Annotated in this window: 18 protein-coding genes and 1 tRNA gene; 9 read left to right on the forward strand and 10 right to left on the reverse strand. The window is 66.8% G+C overall.

Annotated features, from left to right (window positions below; translation table 11 throughout):
- Positions 1-29 precede the first annotated feature (29 nt).
- Complete coding sequence (locus CWC60_RS13765) at positions 30-1,370, forward strand: NAD(P)H-dependent oxidoreductase (protein WP_109794509.1); 1,341 nt, start codon at positions 30-32, stop codon at positions 1,368-1,370.
- Between the two features lie 155 nt (positions 1,371-1,525).
- On the opposite strand, the gene CWC60_RS13770 is transcribed toward CWC60_RS13765, so the two are convergent.
- The 4 genes from CWC60_RS13770 to speB all read right to left on the reverse strand — a co-directional run bounded on the left by CWC60_RS13770 (position 1,526) and on the right by speB (position 8,121).
- Entirely contained in the window at positions 1,526-3,331 is a 1,806-nt protein-coding gene (locus CWC60_RS13770; RefSeq protein WP_109794510.1) for a flavin-containing monooxygenase, read from the reverse strand.
- Positions 3,332-3,420: 89 nt separating this feature from the next.
- Positions 3,421-5,730, reverse strand: coding sequence for an FtsK/SpoIIIE family DNA translocase (locus tag CWC60_RS13775; protein ID WP_109794511.1), 2,310 nt, complete (start codon positions 5,728-5,730; stop codon positions 3,421-3,423).
- A gap of 6 nt (positions 5,731-5,736) precedes the next feature.
- Positions 5,737-6,924, reverse strand: a complete 1,188-nt coding sequence (locus CWC60_RS13780) for an aminotransferase class I/II-fold pyridoxal phosphate-dependent enzyme (protein ID WP_109794512.1) — start codon at positions 6,922-6,924, stop codon at positions 5,737-5,739.
- A gap of 231 nt (positions 6,925-7,155) precedes the next feature.
- Complete coding sequence (gene speB, locus CWC60_RS13785) at positions 7,156-8,121, reverse strand: agmatinase (protein WP_109794543.1); 966 nt, start codon at positions 8,119-8,121, stop codon at positions 7,156-7,158.
- A gap of 33 nt (positions 8,122-8,154) precedes the next feature.
- Here speB and CWC60_RS13790 point away from each other — a divergent pair, with 33 nt between their 5' ends.
- From CWC60_RS13790 to dapE, 3 genes are all read left to right on the forward strand, one after another.
- A complete protein-coding gene (locus CWC60_RS13790; RefSeq protein ID WP_109794513.1) occupies positions 8,155-8,826 on the forward strand; it encodes a DUF1194 domain-containing protein in 672 nt (223 codons plus the stop codon).
- Positions 8,827-8,840: 14 nt separating this feature from the next.
- The gene (gene acdA, locus CWC60_RS13795) at positions 8,841-10,070 is read left to right on the forward strand and encodes a 3-sulfinopropanoyl-CoA desulfinase (RefSeq protein ID WP_109794514.1); all 1,230 of its coding nucleotides are present in this window, start codon (positions 8,841-8,843) and stop codon (positions 10,068-10,070) included.
- 125 nt (positions 10,071-10,195) lie between these two features.
- Positions 10,196-11,335 carry a succinyl-diaminopimelate desuccinylase gene (gene dapE, locus CWC60_RS13800; RefSeq protein WP_109794515.1) on the forward strand — a complete coding sequence of 380 codons (1,140 nt, stop codon included), beginning with the start codon at positions 10,196-10,198 and terminating at the stop codon, positions 11,333-11,335.
- Between the two features lie 126 nt (positions 11,336-11,461).
- On the opposite strand, the gene CWC60_RS13805 is transcribed toward dapE, so the two are convergent.
- Positions 11,462-12,403, reverse strand: a complete 942-nt coding sequence (locus tag CWC60_RS13805; protein ID WP_109794516.1) for an LLM class flavin-dependent oxidoreductase — start codon at positions 12,401-12,403, stop codon at positions 11,462-11,464.
- A 93-nt stretch (positions 12,404-12,496) separates the two neighbouring features.
- On the opposite strand from CWC60_RS13805, the gene CWC60_RS13810 reads away from it, so the two are divergent.
- The 5 genes from CWC60_RS13810 to CWC60_RS13830 all read left to right on the forward strand — a co-directional run bounded on the left by CWC60_RS13810 (position 12,497) and on the right by CWC60_RS13830 (position 17,661).
- Positions 12,497-13,438 carry an LLM class flavin-dependent oxidoreductase gene (locus tag CWC60_RS13810; protein ID WP_109794517.1) on the forward strand — a complete coding sequence of 314 codons (942 nt, stop codon included), beginning with the start codon at positions 12,497-12,499 and terminating at the stop codon, positions 13,436-13,438.
- Positions 13,439-13,509: 71 nt separating this feature from the next.
- A tRNA-Met gene (locus CWC60_RS13815) sits at positions 13,510-13,586 on the forward strand.
- A 256-nt stretch (positions 13,587-13,842) separates the two neighbouring features.
- Entirely contained in the window at positions 13,843-14,250 is a 408-nt protein-coding gene (locus CWC60_RS13820; protein WP_109794518.1) for a helix-turn-helix domain-containing protein, read from the forward strand.
- Between the two features lie 53 nt (positions 14,251-14,303).
- Complete coding sequence (locus CWC60_RS13825) at positions 14,304-15,572, forward strand: YcaO-like family protein (protein WP_109794519.1); 1,269 nt, start codon at positions 14,304-14,306, stop codon at positions 15,570-15,572.
- Positions 15,573-15,603: 31 nt separating this feature from the next.
- Positions 15,604-17,661: a BTAD domain-containing putative transcriptional regulator gene (locus tag CWC60_RS13830; protein WP_125182786.1), complete on the forward strand. Its 2,058-nt coding sequence runs from the start codon at positions 15,604-15,606 to the stop codon at positions 17,659-17,661.
- Here CWC60_RS13830 and CWC60_RS13835 read toward each other — a convergent pair.
- From CWC60_RS13835 to CWC60_RS13855, 5 genes are all read right to left on the reverse strand, one after another.
- Positions 17,647-18,048 carry a hypothetical protein gene (locus tag CWC60_RS13835; RefSeq protein WP_109794521.1) on the reverse strand — a complete coding sequence of 134 codons (402 nt, stop codon included), beginning with the start codon at positions 18,046-18,048 and terminating at the stop codon, positions 17,647-17,649. The two genes, CWC60_RS13830 and CWC60_RS13835, sit on opposite strands and share 15 nt — an antisense overlap.
- Positions 18,049-18,074: 26 nt before the next feature.
- Entirely contained in the window at positions 18,075-19,715 is a 1,641-nt protein-coding gene (locus tag CWC60_RS13840) for a peroxidase family protein (protein ID WP_109794522.1), read from the reverse strand.
- Between the two features lie 303 nt (positions 19,716-20,018).
- A complete protein-coding gene (locus tag CWC60_RS13845) occupies positions 20,019-20,807 on the reverse strand; it encodes a slipin family protein (RefSeq protein WP_109794523.1) in 789 nt (262 codons plus the stop codon).
- Positions 20,797-21,087, reverse strand: coding sequence for an NfeD family protein (locus CWC60_RS24165; protein WP_109794524.1), 291 nt, complete (start codon positions 21,085-21,087; stop codon positions 20,797-20,799). The genes CWC60_RS13845 and CWC60_RS24165 overlap by 11 nt, the downstream gene beginning before the upstream one ends.
- A 1-nt stretch (position 21,088) precedes the next feature.
- Positions 21,089-22,260, reverse strand: a protein-coding gene (locus CWC60_RS13855; RefSeq protein ID WP_109792214.1) for an IS3 family transposase whose coding sequence is annotated in 2 segments (ribosomal slippage) — positions 21,089-21,996 and positions 21,996-22,260 — 1,173 coding nt in all. Because the reading frame shifts where the segments join, the coding sequence is not laid out codon by codon here.
- Positions 22,261-22,317 lie beyond the last annotated feature (57 nt).

Consider the following 22,317-nt stretch of genomic DNA (forward strand, 5'->3'; position numbering starts at 1 on the left):
GCGCGGCGAACGCCCGGGAGGACAAGCCCATGAATCTCTACCGTCTGCTGCAGGAAGCCGAAGCGAAGGGCCGGCCCGTCCGCGTCGGGCTGATCGGCGCCGGCAAGTTCGGTTCCATGTTCCTGGCCCAGTGCCGCCGCACGCCGGGGATGCATCTGCTGGGCGTGGTCGACCTGGCCGAGGGCCGCGCCGCCGAAAGCTGCCGGACCACCGGCTGGCCGGACGAGCGGATCGACGCGAAGGACCCGGCGGACGCGCTGAAGACCGGCAAGACCTGGTGCGGGCAGGACGCGATGAAGCTGATCGAGGCGGACGCGCTGGACGTCGTCATCGACGCGACCGGCCACCCGGCCGCCGGCATCCAGCATGCGCTCGCGGCGTTCCGCAACAGGCGCCATGTGGTCATGGTCAATGTCGAGGCCGACGTGCTGGCCGGGCCGCTGCTGGCGCGGCGCGCGGCGGAGGCCGGCGTGGTCTGTTCAATGGCCTATGGCGACCAGCCGGCGCTGATTTCCGAGCAGGTCGACTGGGCGCGGGCCATCGGCCTGGAGGTGGTCTGCGCCGGCAAGGGCACCAAGTACCGCCCGGTCTATCACCGCTCCACGCCGGACACGGTCTGGGATTACTACGGCCTGACCGCCGAACACGCGGCCGCCTCCGGCATGAACCCGCAGATGTTCAACTCCTTCCTGGACGGCACCAAGTCGGCGATCGAGATGGCGGCGGTGGCCAATGCCTGCGGACTGACGCCGCAGAGCCATGGCCTGAGCTTCCCGCCCGCGGCGGTCGAGGAGCTCTGTTCGATCCTGCGCCCGCACAATCTGGGCGGCGTGCTGGAGCACGAGGGCACCGTCGAGGTGGTCTCCTGCGAGACCCGGGACGGCGCGCCCGTGCCGAACGATCTCCGCTGGGGCACCTATGTCACCTTCAAGGCGCCGGACGACTATGTCCGCCGCTGTTTCTCCGACTACGGCCTCGTGGTCGACGACACCGGCGACTATGCGGCGCTCTGGCGGCCCTATCACCTGATCGGCCTGGAGCTCGGCATCTCGGTCGCCTCGGTGGCCTTGCGCGGCGAACCCACCGGCGCGACCGGCGAATTCCGCGGCGACGTCGCCGCCACCGCCAAGCGCCCGCTGAAGGCCGGCGAGATGCTGGACGGCGAAGGCGGCTACACGGTCTATGGCCGGCTCATGCGGGCCGACGAGTCGCTGAAGGCCGGCGTGCTGCCGCTCGGCCTGGCGCACGGGGTGAAGCTGAAACGCGACATCGCCGAGGATGCGGCCGTCACCTGGGACGACGTGGAATTCGACGCCGCCGACCCGACGGTGGCCTTCCGCCGCGAGATGGAGGCGGCGTTCCGCAATTGATCCGAGGGCCCGGGACCTTGACATTTTCTCGTTGGCGTCCTGGGGCTTGACCGCAGGACCCAGTCCTTCGGTTCGCTGGGCCCTTGGATCGAGTCCAAGGGCGACAAGCTTCCCAAGCTGCCAAGGGGATCGATCAGCCGCCCCTCCGACGCCGCCTACCGGAATTCGAGCCCCGCGAAATCGCCCTTGTCGCGCCACTCCCTGAGGTATCTGAAGTACGCCAGCGCGCCGGCCGGATAGCCGACGAAGTTGAGCTTGTCCTCCGGCCCGCGCGGCTGGCCCTCGTTGTTGTAGTAGCCGGGCGTGCAGTCGGGCCCGCCGATCAGCCGCTCCGGCGCGGTCAGCAGCAGCTCGATCCACTTCTGCTCCGCCTCGGCGGTGACCTCGACCTCTTCGGCGCCCCTTGAAAGCGCCTCGGCGACGATACGGCCGATGGTCCGCCCCGCCTCGGTCAGGTTGTGCGGCACGTTGGAGATCAGGTTCGCGCCCTGGGTCGGCTGCACGAAGAAGGCGTTGGGGAAGCCGTGCGCGTGGATGCCGTGGAGCGTCCGCATGCCCTTCGACCAGTGCTCCGAGAGCCGCTGCCCGTCCCGGCCGGCGATGTCGAAGCCCGCGCGGCGGGTCCATTCGGTGCCGACCTCGAAGCCGGAGGCGTAGATGATGCAGTCGACCTCGTATTCCCGGCCCTGGGCGACCACGCCCTTCTCCGTGATACGCTCGACGCCCTTGCCGTCGGTGTCGATCAGCTGCGTGGAGGGCTCGTTGAAAGCCTGAAGATAGGCGTCGTGGAAACAGGGCCGCTTGCAGAGCTGCCGGTACCAGGCCTTCAGCTTCTCCGCCGTCTCCGGGTCCTGCACCACCGTCTCGGCGCGGCGGCGGATTTCCTCCATCTTCTCGAAGTCCGAATCCTCGTAGACCGCCATCATCTTCTCGATGGTCATCTCGCCCGGCGGCAGCTGCATGATCTTGGTGCGGACCCGGCGCGAGATCTCGGTCCAGCCGTCCCGGACCCAGTCCTCCGCCATCGTCAGCCCGCCCTGGTTGGCGGTGAAATTCTCCAGCCAGCGGTCCTGCCAGCCGGGCGTGGCGATCTCGCCGAACCAGTCCGGATCGATGGGGCGGTTGTCGCGCACATCGACAGAGGAGGGCGTGCGCTGGAAGACGTAGAGCCGCTCGCAGGCCTTCGCGAGGTGCGGCACGCACTGCACCGCGGTCGCGCCGGTGCCGATGACCGCCACGCGCTTGTCGGCGAGGTTCTCCATCCGCGGATCGGCCGGATCGCCCCCTGTGTAGGCGTAGTCCCAGCGGCTGGTGTGGAAGCTGTGGCCGCGAAAGTCCTCGATGCCGGGGATGCCCGGCAGCTTGGGTACGTGCAGCGGACCGGTGCCCATGCCGACGAACTGCGCGGTGAAGCAGTCGCCGCGGCTGGTCTCGATCGTCCAGACCTTCGCCGCCTCGTCCCAGCGGATGTCCTCGACCTCGGTGTGGAACAGGGCGTGCTCGTAGAGGCCGAACTGCGTCGCGATGCGCACGCAGTGTTCGCGGATTTCCGGCCCGTGCGCGTATTTCTCGCTCGGCATGTGGCCGGTCTCTTCCAGCAGCGGCATGTAGATCATCGAGGCGGTGTCGCACTGCGCGCCGGGATAACGGTTCCAGTACCAGGTGCCGCCGAAGTCGCCGCCCTTCTCGATGATGCGGACGTCGTCGAGTCCGGCTTCCTTCAGCCGCGCGCCGGTCACCAGTCCGGCGAAGCCGCCGCCGATGAAGGCGAAGGTCACGTGGTCGGCGACCGGCGCCCGCTGGACGAAGGCGGTGTAGGGATCGTCGGCATAGTGCGCGAGCTGTCCCCGGAGCTGCAGGTACTGGTCGTTGCCGTCGGCCCGGAGGCGCTTTTCCCGCTCCTCTGCATAGCGCTGCTTCAGCGCTTCCTTGTCGATGACGGGAGCGGGCGTGTCGGCCATGTTGCGTTCCTCCGGATCTGTTCCGGTTCCGGCATAGCCCCGTCACGCGCCGGGTTGCAAGCGAAGAGGCGCAGGTCGGGGCCGGGTCCTCAGTCCTCGTCCGGATTGCGCAGCAGGACCTCGCGCTTGCCGACATGGTCCGCGGCCGAGACCATGCCCTCTTCCTCCATCTGCTCGACGATGCGGGCGGCGCGGTTGTAGCCGATCTTGAGCTGGCGCTGGACGAAGCTGGTCGACGCCTTGCCCGAGCGCGCCACGACCTCCACGGCCTGGTCGAACAGCGGATCGTCCGACGACCCGCCGCCCTCGCCGGTGAAGCCGTCGCCGTCGTCCTCGGGCTCCTTGGTGACGTCCTCCAGGTACTGGGGACGCCCGGTCTTCGCCAGCCAGCGGGTGATCTTCTCCACGTCGCCGTCGGAAACGAAGGGACCGTGCACGCGCACGATCCGCGAACCGTTCGGCATGTAGAGCATGTCGCCCTGACCCAGCAGCTGCTCGGCGCCCTGCTCGCCCAGGATGGTGCGGCTGTCGATCTTCGAGGTGACCGAGAAGCTGATGCGGGTCGGGAAGTTCGCCTTGATGGTGCCGGTGATGACGTCCACCGACGGGCGCTGCGTTGCCATGATCAGGTGGATGCCGGCGGCCCGCGCCATCTGCGCCAGGCGCTGGATCGCGCCCTCGATGTCCTTGCCGGCGACCAGCATCAGGTCGGCCATCTCGTCGACGACGATGACGATCTGCGGCAACGGCTCGGTATCCAGCGGCACGTCCTCGTAGGCCGGCTCGTCGGTCTCCGGATCGAAGCCCGTCTGCACCCGCTTGGACAGGGTCTCACCCTTCGCCGCCGCCTCCTTCACCCGCTCGTTGAAGGCGGCGATGTTGCGGACGTTGAGGTCCGACATCTTGCGGTAGCGGGATTCCATCTCCTTGACCGCCCATTTCAGGGCCACGACCGCCTTTTTCGGCTCCGTGACCACCGGCGTCAGCAGGTGCGGAATGCCCTCGTAGACCGACAGCTCCAGCATCTTCGGGTCAATCATGATCATGCGGCACTGCTCCGGCGTCATGCGGTAGAGGAGCGACAGGATCATGGTGTTGACGGCGACCGACTTGCCCGAGCCGGTGGTGCCCGCGATCAGCAGATGCGGCATGCGGGCCAGGTCCGCGAAGACCGGCTCGCCGCCGATGTCCTTGCCCAGCGCCAGCGCCAGCGTGCCCGGGTTCTTCTCGAAGGCCGCCGAGGCCAGCATCTCGCGCAGATAGACCACCTCGCGGGTGTTGTTGGGCAGTTCGATGCCCAGCGCGTCGCGCCCCGGCACCACGGCGACGCGGGCCGAGATTGCGCTCATCGAGCGGGCGATGTCGTCGGCCAGCCCGATAACGCGGGAGGACTTGGTGCCCGGCGCGGGCTTGAGTTCGTAGAGGGTGACGACCGGGCCGGGGCGGACATCGGTGATTTCGCCCTTGACGCCGAAGTCGTCCAGCACGCTTTCCAGCATGCGCGCGTTCTGCTCAAGCGCATCGGCGCCGGCGCGGGCCGGATAGTCGTCCGCCGTAGGCTCGTAGAGCAGGCCGAGCGGCGGCAGCTTCGGCTCCTCGCCGTCCTTCGCGCCGAGGTCGAGTTCGGGTTCACGCTCCTTTGCCGCGCGTTGGCCGGGCCTGGTCCGGACCGGTGTCGGCGCGACACGCTGCGTCTTCGTGGCCTTCGTCTTCTTCGGCTTCGCGGTCCGGCGCTCCGAGATCGTCTCTCCTTCATCTGCGGCATCGTCCCGGCCAGCGTCCGTCCCGCGGCGACGGGTCAGGCCGCCCAGCGCCGAGAAGGGCAGCGCCATCCAGCCCGGCGGCACGGCGCTCGCCCAGGCCAGTCCGGCAAAGGCGAAGATGGCCAGCAGCGCGCCCGTGGCCGCACCCGCCCAGACCGGCGCGCCGTCGATGAAGGCGGCCATGCCGGCGCCCGCGGCGCCCAGCACGCCGCCGAAATGCGCCGGCGGCGCGGCGAACCAGGGCGCCAGCGCGCCGAGCCCCATGGCCCCGCAGCAGGCCGCGAACACCGTCACGGCGCCGCGCCAGCGCAGGGCGGAAGCCGGCCGGTGGGCGATGATGCGGAGCGCGTGACAGAAGGGCACGGCCAGCACGATCAGGGCGATCGGGCCCATGAGCTGCAGCATCAGGTCGGCGAACACCGCGCCTGCCGGACCCAGCAGGTTCGCCGTCTCGCCCGCCCCGGCGCGGTTCCAGCTCGGGTCCGCCGGGTCATGGCTGGCGACAGCCACGATGGCGGCCAGGACAGCCGCGGCCAGACCCACGCCGGCGAGTTCGACCAGACGCCGGCCGAGGAAGCGTTTCAGTTCAGGCGCGGCGAAGGAGATGCCGGTTCTGCTGGCGGTGGATCCGGCCATGGCGGACTACTCCATCAGTTCGGAAATCTTGGTGAGCGCGTCGGCCACGGTCTCGCGGTCGTGCACCAGGGCGACGCGGACAAAGGGCCGGCCCGGATTGCCGTCCGCCCCGTCGCGGGCGAGATAGCCGCCGGGCAGCACGCGCACGCCCGTGCGCTGCCAGAGGCGGGCGGCGAAGGCCTCCCCGTCGCCGACGTCGAGCCACAGGAAGAATCCGCCGGCGGGGCGGGCATAGCCCTTGCGGTTGCCCAGCTTCTGGTCGGCCAGATCGAACAGCGCGCGGTAGTGGTCGCGGGTCTTTCCGACATGTTCCTCGTCGCGCCAGAGCGCCGTGGAGGCCGCCGCCACCGGGTTCGGCAGCGGCGCGCCGCCGAAACTGCGCAGCTTCGCATAGCGCGCGACCAGATCGGGATCGCCGGCCATGAAGCCCGAGCGCAGGCCCGGCGCGCTGGAACGCTTGGAGAGCGAATGGAAGACGACGAGATTGCGGAACCGCTCCGGCGTCGCCGCCGCGACCTCCAGCCCGCCCGGCGGCGGCGTCTCGTCGTAGATTTCGGCGTAACACTCGTCCAGCGCCAGCACGATGCCGTGGGCGCGCGCGATCTCCAGCGCGCGTCGGAGCCAGCCCGCGTCGGCGATCGAGCCCTGCGGATTGGCCGGCGTGCAGATGTAGAGCAGCGCCGCGCGCTTCAGAACGTCCTCCTCCAGCGCCTCGAGATCGGGCAGGAAGCCGTTCGCCGCCGTCGCCGGCATCAGGTGGACCTCCGCGCCGGCCATGGTCGCAGCGCCCAGATAGCACTGGTAGAAGGGGTTCGGGACCAGCACCAGCGGCCGGGTCGCCGCGCGGACCGCGGGCACCACCAGCTGGGCGATGTTGTAGAGCCCTTCGCGCGTGCCGTTGAGCGGCATGATCTCGGTTTCGGCGTCCATCGCCGCGCCGCCGGTCAGGCCATAGCGCCGGTCGAGCCAGTCGGCGATGGCGCGGCGCAGTTCCGGCGTGCTGTTGGCCGCCGGATACTTGCCGAAACCGGCGGCGTCCTTCGCCAGCGCGTCCATCAACAGCGGCGGCGGACCCAGCTGCGGCTCGCCGAGCGCGAAATTGAGCGTCGGACCCCCACCCTCGGTGCCATCCAGCAGGTCCCGCAGGCGCTGGAACGGATAGTCGGTCAGCAGATCGAGGCGGGCATTGGTCATCGAAGCCGGGCACGCGAATCGGTGGAGACAAAAGACTCAACCAGATTAGTCGGTTGAGAACAGTTCCGCAACTGACGCTTCAATTGTCGCGCGGCAACGGCGAACCGCTTGCCAGCACGGAGTAATCCCCCTCCCCGGCCCTCCCCCTTGGACAAGGGGGAGGGTTGCGTCCGCGCCAGCGGAGGCGGGAAGGGGTCGAACCCATCATCAATCGGAAGCCCGACGCCTGCGCTACGCGCTCAGGCCCCTGGCGTGGAAGACGAAACCCAGCAGGTTCATGAGCAACTGCGCGGCCAGGAAGGCGGTGGTGCCGTCGCGGTCGTAGTCGGGCGCCACCTCGACCAGGTCGACGCCGACGATCTCGCCCCGGCCGGCCAGCCCCTGCAGGAACTCCAGGATCTCGTAGTAGAGAAAGCCGCCGTGGCTCGGCGTGCCGGTGCCCGGCGCGATCGACGGATCGAAGCCGTCGATGTCGATGGTCAGGTAATAGCGCCGGTCCGCCGGCACCCGCGCCAGCACGCCGTCCACGCCCAGCTTCCTGAACTGCCGGACCGAGAGGATGTCGGAGCCGGCGGCCCGGGCGGCGGCGTAGTCGTCGCGGTTCGACGAGGAGACGTTGCGGATGCCGAGCTGGCTGAAGCCTGTGACATGCGCCATCTCCGAGGCGCGCCTGAGCGGATTGCCGTGGCCGTAGCGGACGCCGTGGCGTTCGTCGACGAAATCGAGATGGGCGTCGATGTGGACGATATGCACCGGCGGCCGGTCGTCGAAGGCCCGGATGCAGGGGATGTGGACCGAATGGTCGCCGCCGAGAACCACCGGCAGCGCCCCCGCAGCCAGGATGCGCCGCACGCCCGCTTCGATGTTGGCATGGCTTTTCGTGGTATCGGTATGGATGATGTCGGCGTCGCCGATGTCCACGATGCGCACCCGATCGGCGGGAAGGTAGGTCACGTCATCCTCGAAATCGTAGGCGCCGCCATGGCCGAAGGAGAACAGGGTCGAGGCCTCGCGGATCGCGCGGGGGCCGAAACGCGCGCCGGCCCGGTACTGGGTCCCCATGTCGTAGGGCGCGCCAAAGACGGCGACGTCGGCCTCGATCCGGTCCCAGTCGAGACAGACGGGCTGCTTGGCGAAGGTGCAGTGCCCGACGAAGGGCAGGTTGAGCCGTCCGGAGTCATAGGCGTTGCCCGTCATCGCAGCGTTCTCCCGGTTCTGCTGGTCGCGGCCATGGTCGGCCTTCTCGCCCTGCTGCCGCAAGCCCCCGCCCGCGCCCAGGCCGTCGATGTCGCCATCGTGCTGGCGGTCGACGTCTCGGCCAGCGTCGACGCCGGCGAGTACGGCCTGCAGATGCGCGGCGTCGCCGAGGCGATCGCCCACCCCACGGTGACCGACGCCATCGAACAGGGTGAAGTCGGCGCCGTGGCGCTCTCTCTGGTGCAATGGTCGTCGGACGCCGAGCAGGCCGTGGTGGTCCCGTGGACCCGCATCGACGGCGCGGCGTCGGCGCAGGGGCTGGCCGCCCGGATCTGGTCGGCGCCTCGCGCCTTCCGCTTCCGGGGCACGAAGATCGGCGCGGCGCTCCGGTTCTGTTTCGGCCATCTCGACCGCGCGCCCTTCCCGGCGGCGCGGCGGGTGGTCGACCTTTCGGGCGACGGCGTCAACCGCGGCCCGCCCCTGCTGCGCGAGACCCGGGCGGAAGCGATCCGGCGCGGCATCACGGTCAACGGCCTGCCGATCCTCAGCGACGAGCCGCGCCTGGGCCAGTACTTTCAGGACTGGCTGATTGCCGGCCCCGGCGCGTTCGTCATCGCCGCTGACAGCTTCGAGGCCTTCCGGCCCGCCATGGTGCGCAAACTTGTGCGTGAAATCCGGGGCATGCCGATGGTATCGAAGCGCTGAGGAGGACACCGTCCATGCAGATCGAGCTGAGCCCCGAGGAACAGGCCCTGCAGCGGAAGGCCCGGGAAATTGCGCGCGACGTCATCGCCCCGCGCGCCGCGGAGATCGACCGCACCGAAGCCTATCCCTGGGATCACGTGGAGACCCTGAAGGAGGCCGGGCTGATGGGCCTGACCATCCCGGAGGATCTCGGCGGCCAGGGCCGGAGCTTTCTCGACGCCGTGCTGGTGATCGAGGAAATGGCGAAGGTCTGCGGCGTCACCGGCCGCATCGCCGTGGAATCCAACATGGGCGCGATCTCCGCCATCCTGACCTACGGCACGCCCGAGCAGCGCCGCATGGCCGCCGATTTCGTGCTCTCGGGCGACAAGCCGGCGATCTGCATCACCGAGCCGGAGGCGGGCTCGGCGGCGACCGAGATGACCACCCGCGCCGAGAAGCGCGGCGACCGCTGGGTGCTGAACGGAAGGAAACACTGGATCACCGGCGGCGGGGTCTCCCGGCTGCACCTGATCTTCGCCCGCGCCTTCGACGAGGACGGGAACGAACTCGGCATCGGCGGTTTCATCGCCGTGCGCGAGGAGGACGAAGGCCTGCGTATCGGCAAGCGGGAGCCCACCATGGGCCTGCGCGGTATTCCGGAAGCCGAGGTGATCTTCGAGGATCTGGCGCTGCCCGAGTCGCGCGTGCTGATGCCGCCTTCCGGCTTCCGGCGCGGTTTCGCCGACCTGATGAACGCCTACAACTCCCAGCGTGTCGGCGCCGGCACGATGGCGCTGGGCATCGCGGCAGGCGCGCTGGAGCATGCCCGCGACTACGCCCTGGAGCGGGTGCAGTTCGGACGCCCCATCGCCGAGTTCCAGGGCCTGCAATGGATGCTGGCCGACATGGCGATCCAGGTCGACGCAGCGCGGCTGATGCTGCACGGCGCCGCCCGTAGCCGCGGACCGGACGGCAGCCCCTTCCCCGATCCCTATTCGGCCGCCCAGGCCAAGGTCTTCGCCTCGGAAATGGCGATCAAGGTGACCAACGACGCGCTGCAGGTCTTCGGCGCGAAGGGCTATTCGCGCGATGCGCCGATGGAGCGGATGGTGCGCGACGCGCGCATGTTCACCATCGGCGGCGGCACGGCGCAGGTGCTGCGCACCGTCGTCGCCTCCGGCCTGCTCGGCATGAAGCTGCCGCAGACCCGCGACGGCTATGCCGGGAAGAATTCGCCGTCGCCGAAGCAGGCAGCGGAATGACCATCCGTCGGCTTCCTCGGGCTTGACCCGAGGGCCGAGCGAACCGAAGAACCGTGTGCCCGGGTCGAGCCCGGGCACGCCGTCATTCTTCTACGTGCGACGATCCAACGACCGGTGAAGCCTCCATGACCGACGCCCTCGACCTCGCCCGCGACCTGATCCGCTGCCCGTCCGTGACCCCGGCCGAAGCCGGCGCGCTGGACTGCCTGGAGGCGGCGCTGAAACCGCTGGGCTTCGCCTGTCACCGCCTGACCTTCTCCGAGGAAGGCACGCCGGACGTGGAGAATCTCTACGCCCGCTACGGCGCCGAGGGCCCGGTCTTCTGCTTCGCCGGCCATGTCGACGTCGTCCCCGTCGGCGACGCCGCGGCCTGGCGCCACGACCCCTTCGGTGCGGAAATCGAGGACGGCCAGCTTTACGGCCGCGGCGCCACCGACATGAAGACCGCCATCGCCTGCATGGTGGAGGCGGCCGAGCGCGTCATCGCCGACGGGTTCACGGGCTCGATCGCCTTCCTGATCACCGGCGACGAGGAGGGCCCGGCGATCAACGGCACGACAAAGGTGCTCGACTGGATGGCCGAGCGGGGCGAGACCATCGACGCCTGCCTGGTGGGCGAGCCGACCAACCCCGTCACCCTGGGCGAAATGGCCAAGATCGGCCGCCGCGGCTCCTTCTCCGGCCGGCTGGTGGTCAACGGCACCCAGGGCCACATCGCCTATCCGCACCTGGCCGACAATCCCCTGCCGCGGCTGGTGAAGATGCTCGACCGCATTGCGGCGATCGACCTGGACGACGGCAACGAGCACTTCCAGCCGTCGAACCTGGAGATCACCACGATCGACGTCGGCAACACCGCTTCCAACGTCATTCCGGCCAGCGGCCAGGCGTTCTTCAATGTCCGCTACAACACGCTGCAGAACGCCGCCGGGCTGGAGGCGAAGATCCGCGCCGCCTGCGACAGCGTCGGCGGCGACTACACGCTGACGGTGCGCAATTCCGGCGACCCGTTCCTGACCGAGCCCGGCGATCTGACGGCCAACCTGCACGACGCCATTCTGGCCGAGCTTTCGGTCGAGCCCGACCTCTCGACGACGGGCGGCACCTCGGACGCGCGCTTCATCAAGAACGCCTGTCCGGTGGTCGAGTTCGGCCTTGTCAGCCAGACCATGCACAAGGTCGACGAACGCTGCGCCATAGCCGACATCCCGAAGCTGACGGCGATCTACGAGCGGGTGCTGCGGGGATTCTTCGCGAAGGGCTGATACCGCTTTTTGAGTACGATCACCTGAATTGATTCCGGCGCCCTTGGACTTGATCCAAGGGCCCAGCGAACCAAAGAACTGGGTCCTCGGGTCAAGCCCGAGGACGCCGTTGAGAAATGCAAATCCTCACGCCGCCTCGGGCATGGGGATGTCCATGAGGTCGGGCTGAACCTCCTCGATGAAGCGCCGCGTCTGGTCGAACAGTTCGGCGTCGCCGTCGCCGACGGGGCGCAGGATGAACTTGCTCGCCCCGGCGCCGACATATTCGCGCAGCCGTTTCAGGATCGTTCCCGCATCGCCGACGACGAAATAGTCCGAGGGATCGCGCTTCAGCCGCTTCGAAAACCGCTCCATCTCCTTCGCCACCGCCGGATCGTCCGGGCTGCCGAAGCGGAAGGGGAAGCCCGCGCCGAAATGGTCCTCGGGCACCTGGCGGCCCTGGGCGATGGCGGTCTCCCGGATCGAGCGGATGACGGGCGCGAGTTGCGCCGGCGTCTCGAAAGCGGCCTGCCAGCCGGTGCCGTACTTCGCGGTCCGCTTCACCGCCGCCGCGGTCGAGCCGCCGATCCACATGGGGATGCGCGGATTCACCGGCGTCGGCGAGATGCGCGCGCCCCTGAGCTGGAAGAAGCGGCCGTCGAAGTCCACCGTCTCCCCCTGCCAGAGCCGCATGATGATCTCCAGGGCCTCGTCGGCGCGCGCGCCGCGGCCGGCCAGCGGCGTGCCCGTGGCCTCCCAGTCCGGGGCCAGCTTGGCGCCGATGCCGAAGGCCGGCAGCAGCCGTCCGCCGCCGGAAATGAAGTCGATCGTCGCGCACTGCTTGGCCAGCAGCACCGGCTCCCTGAGCGCCAGCGAGGCGACGTTCATGCCGAATTTCAGTTTCCTCGTCCGCCCGGCGATGGCGGCCAGCACGGTCATCGGCTCCAGGTGCGGGCGCGACGAAGCGATGCGGTCGGACTGCCAGAAGCTGTTGACCCCGCCCGCCTCCAGCATGTCGATCCAGTCCCAGAACGCCGCCGCGCCCGAGAAGGGCAGCTCCCCGAATCCCAGTCCCGCTCTTACCGGCATGGCGCCTCTCCCCGTTCATGGCTGGCCTGTGGCCGCGACAATCTCCAGAATAGTGGCGCGGCGGATCGCATTAGGCAAAGGGGAGGCCGGGAGATGGCGCTGAAACTGGCGGAGAAGACCGAGTTCGGGTTCATGGGGCGGATGGCGGACCGGGAGGCGGCGATCGCCACCGTGAAGCTGGCCGAGGACAACGGCTTCAGCTCGATCTGGCTGGGCGATCACATCGCCTTCGCGGTGCCGATCATGGACCCGCTGCTGCAGCTCGCCCAGGCCGCTGCGCTGTCCGACAAGGTGACGGTGGCGACCGGCGTCTACCTGCTGGCGCTGCGTCACCCGGCGCTGACGGCCAAGCTGACCTCGACGCTCGACAACCTTTCGGGCGGTCGCTTCATCTTCGGCACGGGCGTGGGCGGCGAGTTCCCCGGCGAATTCGCCGCCGTCGGCGTGCCCCACAAGGAGCGCGGCGCCCGCGTCTCCGAATCCATCGAGGTCATCCGCAAGCTCTGGACCGGCGAGAAGGTGAGCCACAAGGGCCGCCACTTCGACATCCCCGAGACGCAGATGCTGCCGAAGCCCGTGCAGCCCGGCGGCCCGCCGCTCTGGGTCGGCGGCCGGTCGGGCGCGGCGTTGCGGCGCGCGGCGCAGCTCTGCGACGGCTGGATTTCCTATGTCGTCACGCCGGAGATGTTCGCCGAATCCCTCGCCACCATCGAGCAGGAGATGGCGAAGGCCGGCCGCACGGTGGACCGCTACGGCACGGGGCACCTCTACTTCTTCCGTATCGACGACGACTTCGACACCGCCTGGGACAAGGCGACCGCGCACCTCACGCGGCGCTACGCCATGGACTTCCGCAAGCCCGCGAAGCGCTACGCCGCGCTCGGCACGCCGGAGCAGGTGGCGGAGAAGATCCGCGCCTTCCACGCCGCGGGCGTGCGCCACTTCGTCATGGACCCGACGGGCCCCGACGGCGAGGAGATGGCGCAGCTCGAACGCTTCGCGAAGGAGGTCCGGCCGCTGCTCGGCGACCTCTGAGGGGGCCCGGCCGCGTCGCGCCCAAGCGTCTTGACAGGCGCAGCCCGCCGGACCTATATCGCGCGCTCGGCGGCGGGGTAGCTCAGTCGGTTAGAGCAGCGGAATCATAATCCGCGTGTCGGGGGTTCGAATCCCTCCCCCGCTACCAACAAAATCAGATAGTTACAGCCTTTTGGCTAATGAGAAATCTCAAATTCAAGGAAATAGGTAACAGTATAGGTAACAGTCGCTGAAAGCGGCTCCCAACCATCTCTGCAAGCACCTTTCGGCCATCTGAATGAGCATGTCGGAGCGGCATCACGAAGCTCGATATTGAGCAATCCGGAAGTGAATTTGTGGCCCTGATACCATCGCCGGTTAAACTTCAGTAGCATGGCGGCTGGCGCCAGATTGAGGAGAGGACGATGGCCGAGCATCCCCATCCCGTTGATATTTACGTGGGAAGCCGCATACGGCTCTGCCGGACACTCAAGGGGATGAGTCAGCAGAAGCTCGCCGAGGCTCTGAACCTGACGTTTCAACAGATACAGAAGTACGAGAAGGGCGCAAACCGCGTCGGTGCGAGCCGGCTTTTCGAGATGAGCCACATCCTGGATGTGCCGGTCTCCTTCTTTTTCGAAGGTGCACCGGTTGCAGACACGGCCGAGACCGAAGGCCCCGATATCGATGAAAATACGATTCCGGCAGAAGACGCGGAGAAGCTGTTCCGCCGGGAAATCCTGGAGTTCGTACGTGTCTACGATCGCATTCCCGAACCGGCGGTGCGTCAACGGCTCTACGCGCTCGCCAAGACCCTGGCGCGCCCGGAGTAGCGTGGGGAGACAAGTGGATTCCGGGCTGGCTCAAGATCGCTTAGTTTCTCACAATGTCCCCTGAACAAGCGAAGCTCCTCGCTGGCTCAATCGATTTTCTCGACTCAGGCTCAGCGGGGCCCGATATCCTGCGGTTCCTGGCCTGGCTCGGTATCACCGAACCAGAAGTGCTGGAGGACGCCGAGGATTTTCGGAAGCTCCTTCGTTTCGCTCAGGGACTGCACCGGTTCTTCGAATTGCCCCTGCCCGATGCGCCCGGCCTCAGCGCCTTCGGCGCCGAACTAAACATCGCCCGGTGGGCGGAAGGCGAGAGCGGCATATTCGGGGTCTCGGGCGTCGCCGAGAGCCGCCTGGCGGCATTCCGCGCCTGCATCGCCGAAGCCATAGAATTCGTCAGCCAGTACCTGGACGGGGATGCGGCAGTACACTTGCGGATTTCCAGCCCTGAGCCCGCCGTGATTTCGTTGACGCAAGGCTATGCTGACTGGTCGGTCGATGGCCCTGTCGCGACGGTGCCGTCGCCGGATGGCGGAGGAGCGACACGGCGCTTTCCTGCGACCCTCTGCTATCGGAATGCCAACCTTCCGGGCCCTGCGCCGCTCCAGAATCTCGGGATCGGTTGCGGATCAGGCGCCACGTCGGCGGCGGCGCTGCATCACGCGCTGTTCGAGTGGATCGAACGGGATGCGATGGCCTTGTGGTGGCTTGGCGCCCGGCAAGGTCGGCCCGTGGCGCTGGAAACCCTGGCGCAGACGGAGATGGCCGGCATCGCCACCCGCGCCCGGCAGGGGCAGCAGACCCGGCGGACATGGTTCCTGGATATCTCGACCGACATCGGTGTGCCGGTCATGGCGGCGCTTTCCACGGATGGTCACGGAAACGGTTTCGCCTACGGCTTCGGCGCCGGAGCAAACACAGCGGCCGCGATGAAGGCGGCCTTTCTCGAACTCTGCCAGATCGAACTGGCCGATCGGATCGTCGCCGCAAAGCGGCACGAAAGCGGCGACGATAAACTCAACGATACCGACCGCATGCACCTCCGGCGACATAGCGAAATTGACGCCTCCTGGGAGATTCTGCACCCAGGCGGGGCGCCACGGGACCATGTCGCGCAGGCCGATCCGGAAGCTGCCCTCGCGGCGGCCGGTCTGGATGTTCTGACCATCGACCTGACGCGCGCCGACATCGGGGTACCTGTCTGGCGAACGTTTGTACCCGGTCTGCAACCCATGCCGTCGGCCACCGAGCTGCCGCGCCTCCGCGAGGCGCAGAAAGCAGCCCACGGCCGTGTTCACAACCACCGGGCCATTCGCATAGTCTGACCCGAGGGGACTGTGAGGGGGAGGCGTCGACGTGCCCGATGGAGACGACGGCAGCGGACCAACGATGAATGGGGCGATGAAGCTGCGAGCCGAACTGCTCGGGCCGCCGCGATTCCTCGTGGGAGATCGAGTCCTCGACATCCGCCTTCGAAAGAGCAAGGCGCTGCTGGCTTTCCTCTGCCTCAATGCTGGCGAGCGCCAGAGCCGTTCGCGCCTGCGGACCCTGCTCTGGGAGGACGATGACGAGAACCGAGGAGCCGTGTCCCTTCGCCAGACCCTTTTCAACATCCGCAAGACGCTTGCGGACGCCGGTTTCGACGGTCTCGAGGTCACCAATGAGCATCTGCTACTACCGCGGGCTCAAGTGGTCACCGATGTCGAGCTACTGACGAACGCCGTCCGGCAAGGCGACTTCGCCGCGGAAAAGCTGCAGGGTGAGAAGCGCCTGGCGGATCGGCTCTGCGAGGGCCTGGAGAATGTTGGCGAAACGTATTTCGCCACGCTTCGGGCCGAACGCCAGATCGTCTACTCCATGCTGCAGGAGCCGCTGGAGCGCCACCTGACGGAAGGAGCGCAGGATGGCGCGGAGGTGGCCGCCGCACGCGCACTGCTCAACCTGGATCCCAGCCATGAGCTGGCATGCCGCAGGCTGATGGCGGACCGCGCGACACGAGGCGACGCCGCCGGAGCGATTGCGATTTACAACGAGCTCTGGTCTGTCCTTTCGGAGGAATTCGACACCGAGCCCTCGGTCGAGACCCAGTCCCTTCTCGCTCGGATCAAGCTGGACCGCTACACATCCGATTTCATTCCGCCGATGACCGCAGAGGCGCGCCCGTGGTCAGACTCCACCGAGATCGCGGCGCAAAAAAACACGGCCTTTGTCGACCGGGGACCGGTCATCGTCATGGGCCGGTTCGAACTTCACGGCGAAACCGACGCACGCCCCGGCCTGGCGCAAGCGCTTCGCCATGACCTGCTATCCCGGTTGATCCGCTTCCGCGAATGGTCGGTATTGGACCAGGTGCCTGCAGGGGGATTGCAAAAGACCGATTCAGTCTTCGAGCTTACGGCATCGATCCAGCACGACGGCGACCTGCTCGGCGTCTCCATCAATTTGAAGGAACTGCAAACCGAACGCTTTCTATGGAGCGAGTACTACGGCATTGGCCGCGATGACGTCCTGGAGCATCAGGCGGAACTGGTGGCGCGGATCGCCCTGGCGTTGAACGTCCACATCTCCGCTGACAGGTTGGAGCGGATCGGCACCATTCCGAATGTCACCCTGGACCTCTACGATCGCCTGCTTATCGGTCAGCAGCTCAATTTCACGTGGGACCGGGCAAACTCCGACCGAGCCGCCGACACCTTCCGCAGCCTGATCGAGGAGAAGCCCTTCTTCGCCCCCGCGTACAGCGCTCTGGCCCAGCTCATCAATTCCCGCCACATCATTTTCCCGGGCGCTTTTCGCAATTCCGAACAACTGGAATTCTCGAACCACCTGACAAATGTGGCGCTCAGACTGGATCCGCTCGATTCGCGCTCTCATCTCTGTTCGGGATGGTCGCTGGCGTTGCGTGACCGGTTTGACGAGGCCTACCAGGGCTTTCGTATGGCCTATGAGCTGAACGAAAACGATCCCTGGACCGCCGTTTCGGCACCGGCGGGCTTCTGTTTTTGCGGGGATCTGGACCGCGCGGCCCGACTGGCGGAACGTGCGCTTGACCGCGGATTGGTCGCTTCGCCGCTCCAATGGAGCTACCAGGTCGTGATCTGGTTCTCCTGCGGCGACGATGCGAGGGCCATCGAGGCTTTCGAGCGGTCGGATGGCGGCTTCTTCGGCGTGGAAGCCTGGTATACCGCCGCACTGGTCCGCAGGCGTGAATTGCGGAAGGCGCGACGGCAGTATGCGGATCTGATCGAGCGTATCCGTCAACGCTGGACCGGGCAGCCAAATCCGACGTTCGCCGACGCCGAGACCTGGCTGGTTCAATGCTTTCCGATCGGCGACCCCGAGACCCGCGCCGCCTTCTTCGGCGCGTTGAAGCAGGCCGGCCTGCAGGCCCCCGAAGCCCTACATACAGATTGAGATGGTGTAATCGGCCACGCGGCTGAGGAAGAAATCCGTGTGAGTCAGCGCTTCGTCGCCACAGACCATGTCGGCATAAAAGGGCGGAACCTGATAACGCGGGCCGCTGCCCTTCTTGTCGCGCTCGGCGAACCGCTCCAGCGAGCGGGTAATCATCTTCTTTGGCGGCAGGCGCAGATAGAAGATTTCCTGATTGGGCTGAACGACGTGGATCGCCTTCATACGCGGTGGCACGCGAGCGATATCGGGCTCCACGATGGATTTGAATTCCTCGAGCGATTCCGGCCACGGCTTGCGGTCCATGGCCCAGTCGGCGATCAGACGGCCAAACGCCGTATAGTCCAGGATTTCCAGGCGCCCGAATTCACCTTCGAAGTCATCGGTCATTGTTTCCTCCTGCCGGAAGGTCGCTCTCAGATAAGGGGAAGCGAGCGCATGTCGAACACGCGGTCATCGACACGCATGTGCTGCTCCACCCACAGGATCAGGTCGCCCATGGTCGCCGGCACGCTGTAGCCGAAGACTTCAAAGGCCGCTTGGACGAGATCACGGTCCTCTTCGTGGTCTTCGAGGGCTCTGTAGAAGGTCTCTGCCAGAACGATGGAGCCCATCGGCCCCAGCCGCTCGCCCTTGTGTGCACCAGCGGCTTCGATCAAAAAATAAAGGCCCGGCGGCGGATTACCGACGAACTCCTTGACGATCTCGTCATCCGCGGCGCCGATCCAGTTCCTGAGTGCAGAACGGCGGATCTCCTCATCCGAGATCCACGGTAGTTGCTCGGCCAGTTCCGGGGCGCGCTTCTCGATCAGCTGCGCCAGGGCGTCGATCTTCATCACGTCCGAGATGGCCGAGCGGACGAGGTCGCGATATGGCAGACCTCCGGGCTCCGGCGAGTCGCTTGCCGGAAACATCTGCTTGTCGTGGAGCGCGGCCACGTACTTGGGCGAGATTCGCCGGGAAAGCTGCGGCAGAGAATGGGCGCCTTTGAACTCGAAGAAACGCGACCAGCGCACGATCCAGTGGACGCCGAGGGGCGTACGGCGAGGCACGCGGAAGGAGGTGCTCCGCATGACTTCGGGGAGGTTGTGCCGCGTCCCCTCGGCGAACTCGTAGGACGAACGCACCATGGCGTGTCCCATACGATAGGCCGCATTGATGAACTCCGGCGTCAGGACGCTTCCCTCGGGAGGGTCAAGGATGAAGCGGCCGGGGTCGTCGGATCGCTCGTAGTGGTGCCGGACGAGCGGGTCGAGCAGGCGCGCCAACAAGTCCCGCCGGACAATGTTCCGAAACACATAAGTGAGAGCGGCTCGTGCCGTGGCGAAATTGTTGGCGCTGTCGAGCGGATCGGAGGGCTTGTCGTTCCACTCGATGCTGTCGATTGCGGCGTTGTGAGCGAGCTGAAACAACGCCGTCATCTGCGACAGGATCGCATGATCGTCGTTACGCTCATCGGCCACGAGCGGGCAGCCATACTCCTCGCCAAACCTCACATTGCGGATACGGCCGATATCGCGCCTGGGCGACCGGCTCGTGTCCCGCGACCAGTCGTCGACCTCGTGAGATACGCCGTCCAGCCTGAATCGCGTTCTCGGCCAGTGGATCGCATTCGGCCCGCGAAGATCCGACGCGTGTTCGAAGGCGACGGCGTCGAGTTCCGGGTTGCGGCCGTAGATCGTCTCCAGCATCAGCGGCCGGCCGCGGACATTCTTTACCGTTGCGGGATCGCGGAGCGACGGCGCGGAGTTATCGCTCATGAAGAGGTCGTGGCTGGCCATCTGCGCCAGGTAGGTATAGCCGGAGGGGATGTTCGGGTTCGCACGGTCGATGCCGTCCGGCCAATCGTACTCACGTTCCATACGGTCGCTGAGCAGGCGGAACAACGCCATGGTCCGTGCCACATCCATCTCACCGGGATGGTCCGGCTTCTCGACACCTATATAGATGTTCGGATTCACCGCCGGTCCGGAACCTTCAGTGCCGGTCTTCGTCCGTTTCTGCAGATGACGGCATACGTGCTGTCTCAGGCTCGTTGCGCCCGTCGCGCTGTGCATCGTTCAACCTCACGCCCTTGATCGGAACCGAGGCTGAACGGCCGGCGTGATTTCTGCGTTATTTCCCTGATTGACGCCCAGCCGCTCTTGGAACGGCGCGCGAGAATTCGTCTGTATGATTGATCCTTGGCCGGCGGTCTCCCTTTGCGGCCCAACTGAAATCAGCCCGAAAGCTCGCATGACACCTGAACCTAAGACGGGGTGAAGTCCGGGATTGGACTTTACCCGTCGTAGTCAGAGAAAACTCAGACGGTCGGAGTCTGAGAGGCTCGTCGCGGCTGCGCCAGCGGTGGCCTGGGTGCGCTATGCCGACTCCTGCTCGCCGCCGAACGAGGGCGCCAGCCGAGTTAGCAGGTCCATCGGCAGCGGGAAGACGATCGTCGTCGCCTGGTTGACCGAGACGTCGTTCAGCGCCGTGAAGTAGCGCAACTGCATGGCGTTGGGCTGCTGCGCGAGCAACGCGCCGGCCTCGACGAGCTTCTGCGCGGCTTGCTGTTCCCCTTCGGCGTTGATGACGCGCGCGCGGCGGTGACGCTCGGCCTCGGCTTGGCGAGCGATCGCGCGCACCATGCTCTCGTCGATGTCGACATGCTTGATCTCGACGTTGGCGACCTTGATGCCCCAGGCGTCGGTCTGGCGATCGAGGATTTCCTGGATATCGGCGTTCAGCTTGTCGCGCTCGGCGAGCATCTCGTCGAGCTCGTGCTTGCCGAGTACCGAGCGCAGCGTCGTCTGGGCGAGCTGACTGGTCGCCGCCGAGAAGTTCTCGACCTGGATGATCGCCTTCTCAGCGTCGACGACGCGGTAGTAGATCACCGCGTTGACCTTGACTGAGACGTTGTCGCGCGAGATCACGTCCTGCGTCGGCACGTCCTCCACGAAGGTTCGCAGATCGACGCGCACGACCTGCTGGATGATTGGGACGATGAGCACGAAGCCGGGACCGGCGATTCGGGTGTAGCGGCCAAGCGTGAACACCACGCCGCGCTCGTACTCGCGAAAGATGCGGATCGCCGCCGCGAATATCGCGATGACGATGGCGACAGGAACCAGATAGGTCAGCGTTTCGAACAGCACGGGATCAGTCTCCATTGGTTGTTTCGGGGTCGTCGTCGGTATCGTGTCCGTCTCGGTCGACGATCAGGGTTAACCCATCGGTCCCGCGCACGCGCACGGCGTCGCCGGCCGCAAGGCCGGTAGCGCCACGCGCCGCCCAGCGTTCGCTGCGCGCCCACACATGTCCTTCGTCGCCCGACCAGTCGAGCACCTCGGCGCTGTCACCGCGTATTTCGTTGCACAGGGTACCGGCCGGCCGTCTGTAGACGCGCCAGACATAACCTGACCAGCCCCCAGCGATTGGTCCGGGTGGAATGTTAGTGCATGGGCGGCTTTGCCGCCAAGCCGGCCGGCTGGTGAAGCGGAGCGGAGCCTGACGGCCAGCCTGGCGGAATGATGACCTCCGGCGCCGGTGGTCGGTAGCCGAGACGGCTGTGCGGTCGGATCGTGTTGTAGTGACGGCGCCATTGTTCGATGACCACCTGCGCCTCCTTCAGCGTGTAGAAGATTTCCCCGTCGAGCAGCTCGTCCCGGAACCGGGCATTGAAGCTCTCGATAAAGCCGTTCTCCCAGGGTGACCCCGGCTCGATGAACGCCGTTCTGGCGCCCACCGCTGATATCCAGCGCCGCACGGCCTCGGCGACGAACTCGGGGCCATTGTCGGAGCGAACGAAGGCCGGTGGACCGCGGAGAATGAACAGGTCCGTCAGGACGTCGATCACATCGACCGACGAGAGCTTCCGGCGAACCCGGATCGCCAGGCTCTCGCGCGTGAACTCGTCCAGCACGTTCAAGGTCCGGAAGGTCCGGCCATCATGTGTCCGGTGGTGGACGAAGTCATAGGACCAGACATGGTTGGGCCGTTCTGCCCGCAGCCGCATGCAGGATCCGTCGCCCAGCCACAGCCGCCGCCTCTTCGGCTGCCGGGCCGGTACCTTCAACCCCTCGCGCCGCCAGAGGCGCTCGACCCGCTTGTCGTTGATCTGCCAGCCGGCCTCCCGAAGCAAGGCCGCGATCCGGCGATAGCCGTATCGGCCATACTGACGGGCCAGCTCGATCATGTCCGCCACCAGCCGGGCCTCGTCATCACGTCCACGCGGGAGATGGCGCTGCGTGGAGCGGTGCTGGCCGAGAACCCGGCAGGCCCGGCGCTCCGATATCCGGAGACGCCGGCGGACATGATCGATGCAACGTCGGCGACGCGAGGGGCTCAGAAGTTTCCCTTCGCAGCTTCACTCAGAATCTGCTTGTCCAGGGTCAGGTCGGAGACCGCCCGGCGCAGCCGCTCGTTCTCCTTCTCGAGCTCCTTCAGACGCCGCAGCTGATCGCCGCTCATGCCGCCATATTCCCTGCGCCATCGGTAGAAGGTGACTTCGCTGATACCCAGCTGCCGGATCGCATCCGCCATCGACATGCCCTGGCTGTGCAGGACGTCCGCCTGGCGGAGCTTGCCCACGATCTCCTCAGGCTTGTGACGCTTCCTTGCCATCTTTGATCCTCCTTGTTCCAAAACATCAGGATGGACCAATTCAATGGGGGAGGCTCA

The organism is Minwuia thermotolerans (assembly GCF_002924445.1).
GTDB lineage: Bacteria > Pseudomonadota > Alphaproteobacteria > Minwuiales > Minwuiaceae > Minwuia > Minwuia thermotolerans.

What these genes read in the sequence shown, in the direction of transcription:
- CWC60_RS13765 (WP_109794509.1), top strand. Translation starts at nt 30, where the DNA reads ATGAATCTCTACCGTCTGCTGCAGGAAGCCGAAGCGAAGGGCCGGCCC.
- dapE (WP_109794515.1), top strand. Translation starts at nt 10,196, where the DNA reads ATGACCGACGCCCTCGACCTCGCCCGCGACCTGATCCGCTGCCCGTCC.
- CWC60_RS13835 (WP_109794521.1), bottom strand. Translation starts at nt 18,048, where the DNA reads ATGACCGATGACTTCGAAGGTGAATTCGGGCGCCTGGAAATCCTGGAC.
- speB (WP_109794543.1), bottom strand. Translation starts at nt 8,121, where the DNA reads ATGACGGGCAACGCCTATGACTCCGGACGGCTCAACCTGCCCTTCGTC.
- acdA (WP_109794514.1), top strand. Translation starts at nt 8,841, where the DNA reads ATGCAGATCGAGCTGAGCCCCGAGGAACAGGCCCTGCAGCGGAAGGCC.
- CWC60_RS13780 (WP_109794512.1), bottom strand. Translation starts at nt 6,924, where the DNA reads ATGACCAATGCCCGCCTCGATCTGCTGACCGACTATCCGTTCCAGCGC.
- CWC60_RS13820 (WP_109794518.1), top strand. Translation starts at nt 13,843, where the DNA reads ATGGCCGAGCATCCCCATCCCGTTGATATTTACGTGGGAAGCCGCATA.
- CWC60_RS13805 (WP_109794516.1), bottom strand. Translation starts at nt 12,403, where the DNA reads ATGCCGGTAAGAGCGGGACTGGGATTCGGGGAGCTGCCCTTCTCGGGC.
- CWC60_RS13790 (WP_109794513.1), top strand. Translation starts at nt 8,155, where the DNA reads ATGGTCGGCCTTCTCGCCCTGCTGCCGCAAGCCCCCGCCCGCGCCCAG.
- CWC60_RS13770 (WP_109794510.1), bottom strand. Translation starts at nt 3,331, where the DNA reads ATGGCCGACACGCCCGCTCCCGTCATCGACAAGGAAGCGCTGAAGCAG.
- CWC60_RS13775 (WP_109794511.1), bottom strand. Translation starts at nt 5,730, where the DNA reads ATGGCCGGATCCACCGCCAGCAGAACCGGCATCTCCTTCGCCGCGCCT.
- CWC60_RS13845 (WP_109794523.1), bottom strand. Translation starts at nt 20,807, where the DNA reads ATGGAGACTGATCCCGTGCTGTTCGAAACGCTGACCTATCTGGTTCCT.
- CWC60_RS13810 (WP_109794517.1), top strand. Translation starts at nt 12,497, where the DNA reads ATGGCGCTGAAACTGGCGGAGAAGACCGAGTTCGGGTTCATGGGGCGG.
- CWC60_RS13840 (WP_109794522.1), bottom strand. Translation starts at nt 19,715, where the DNA reads ATGCACAGCGCGACGGGCGCAACGAGCCTGAGACAGCACGTATGCCGT.
- CWC60_RS13825 (WP_109794519.1), top strand. Translation starts at nt 14,304, where the DNA reads ATGTCCCCTGAACAAGCGAAGCTCCTCGCTGGCTCAATCGATTTTCTC.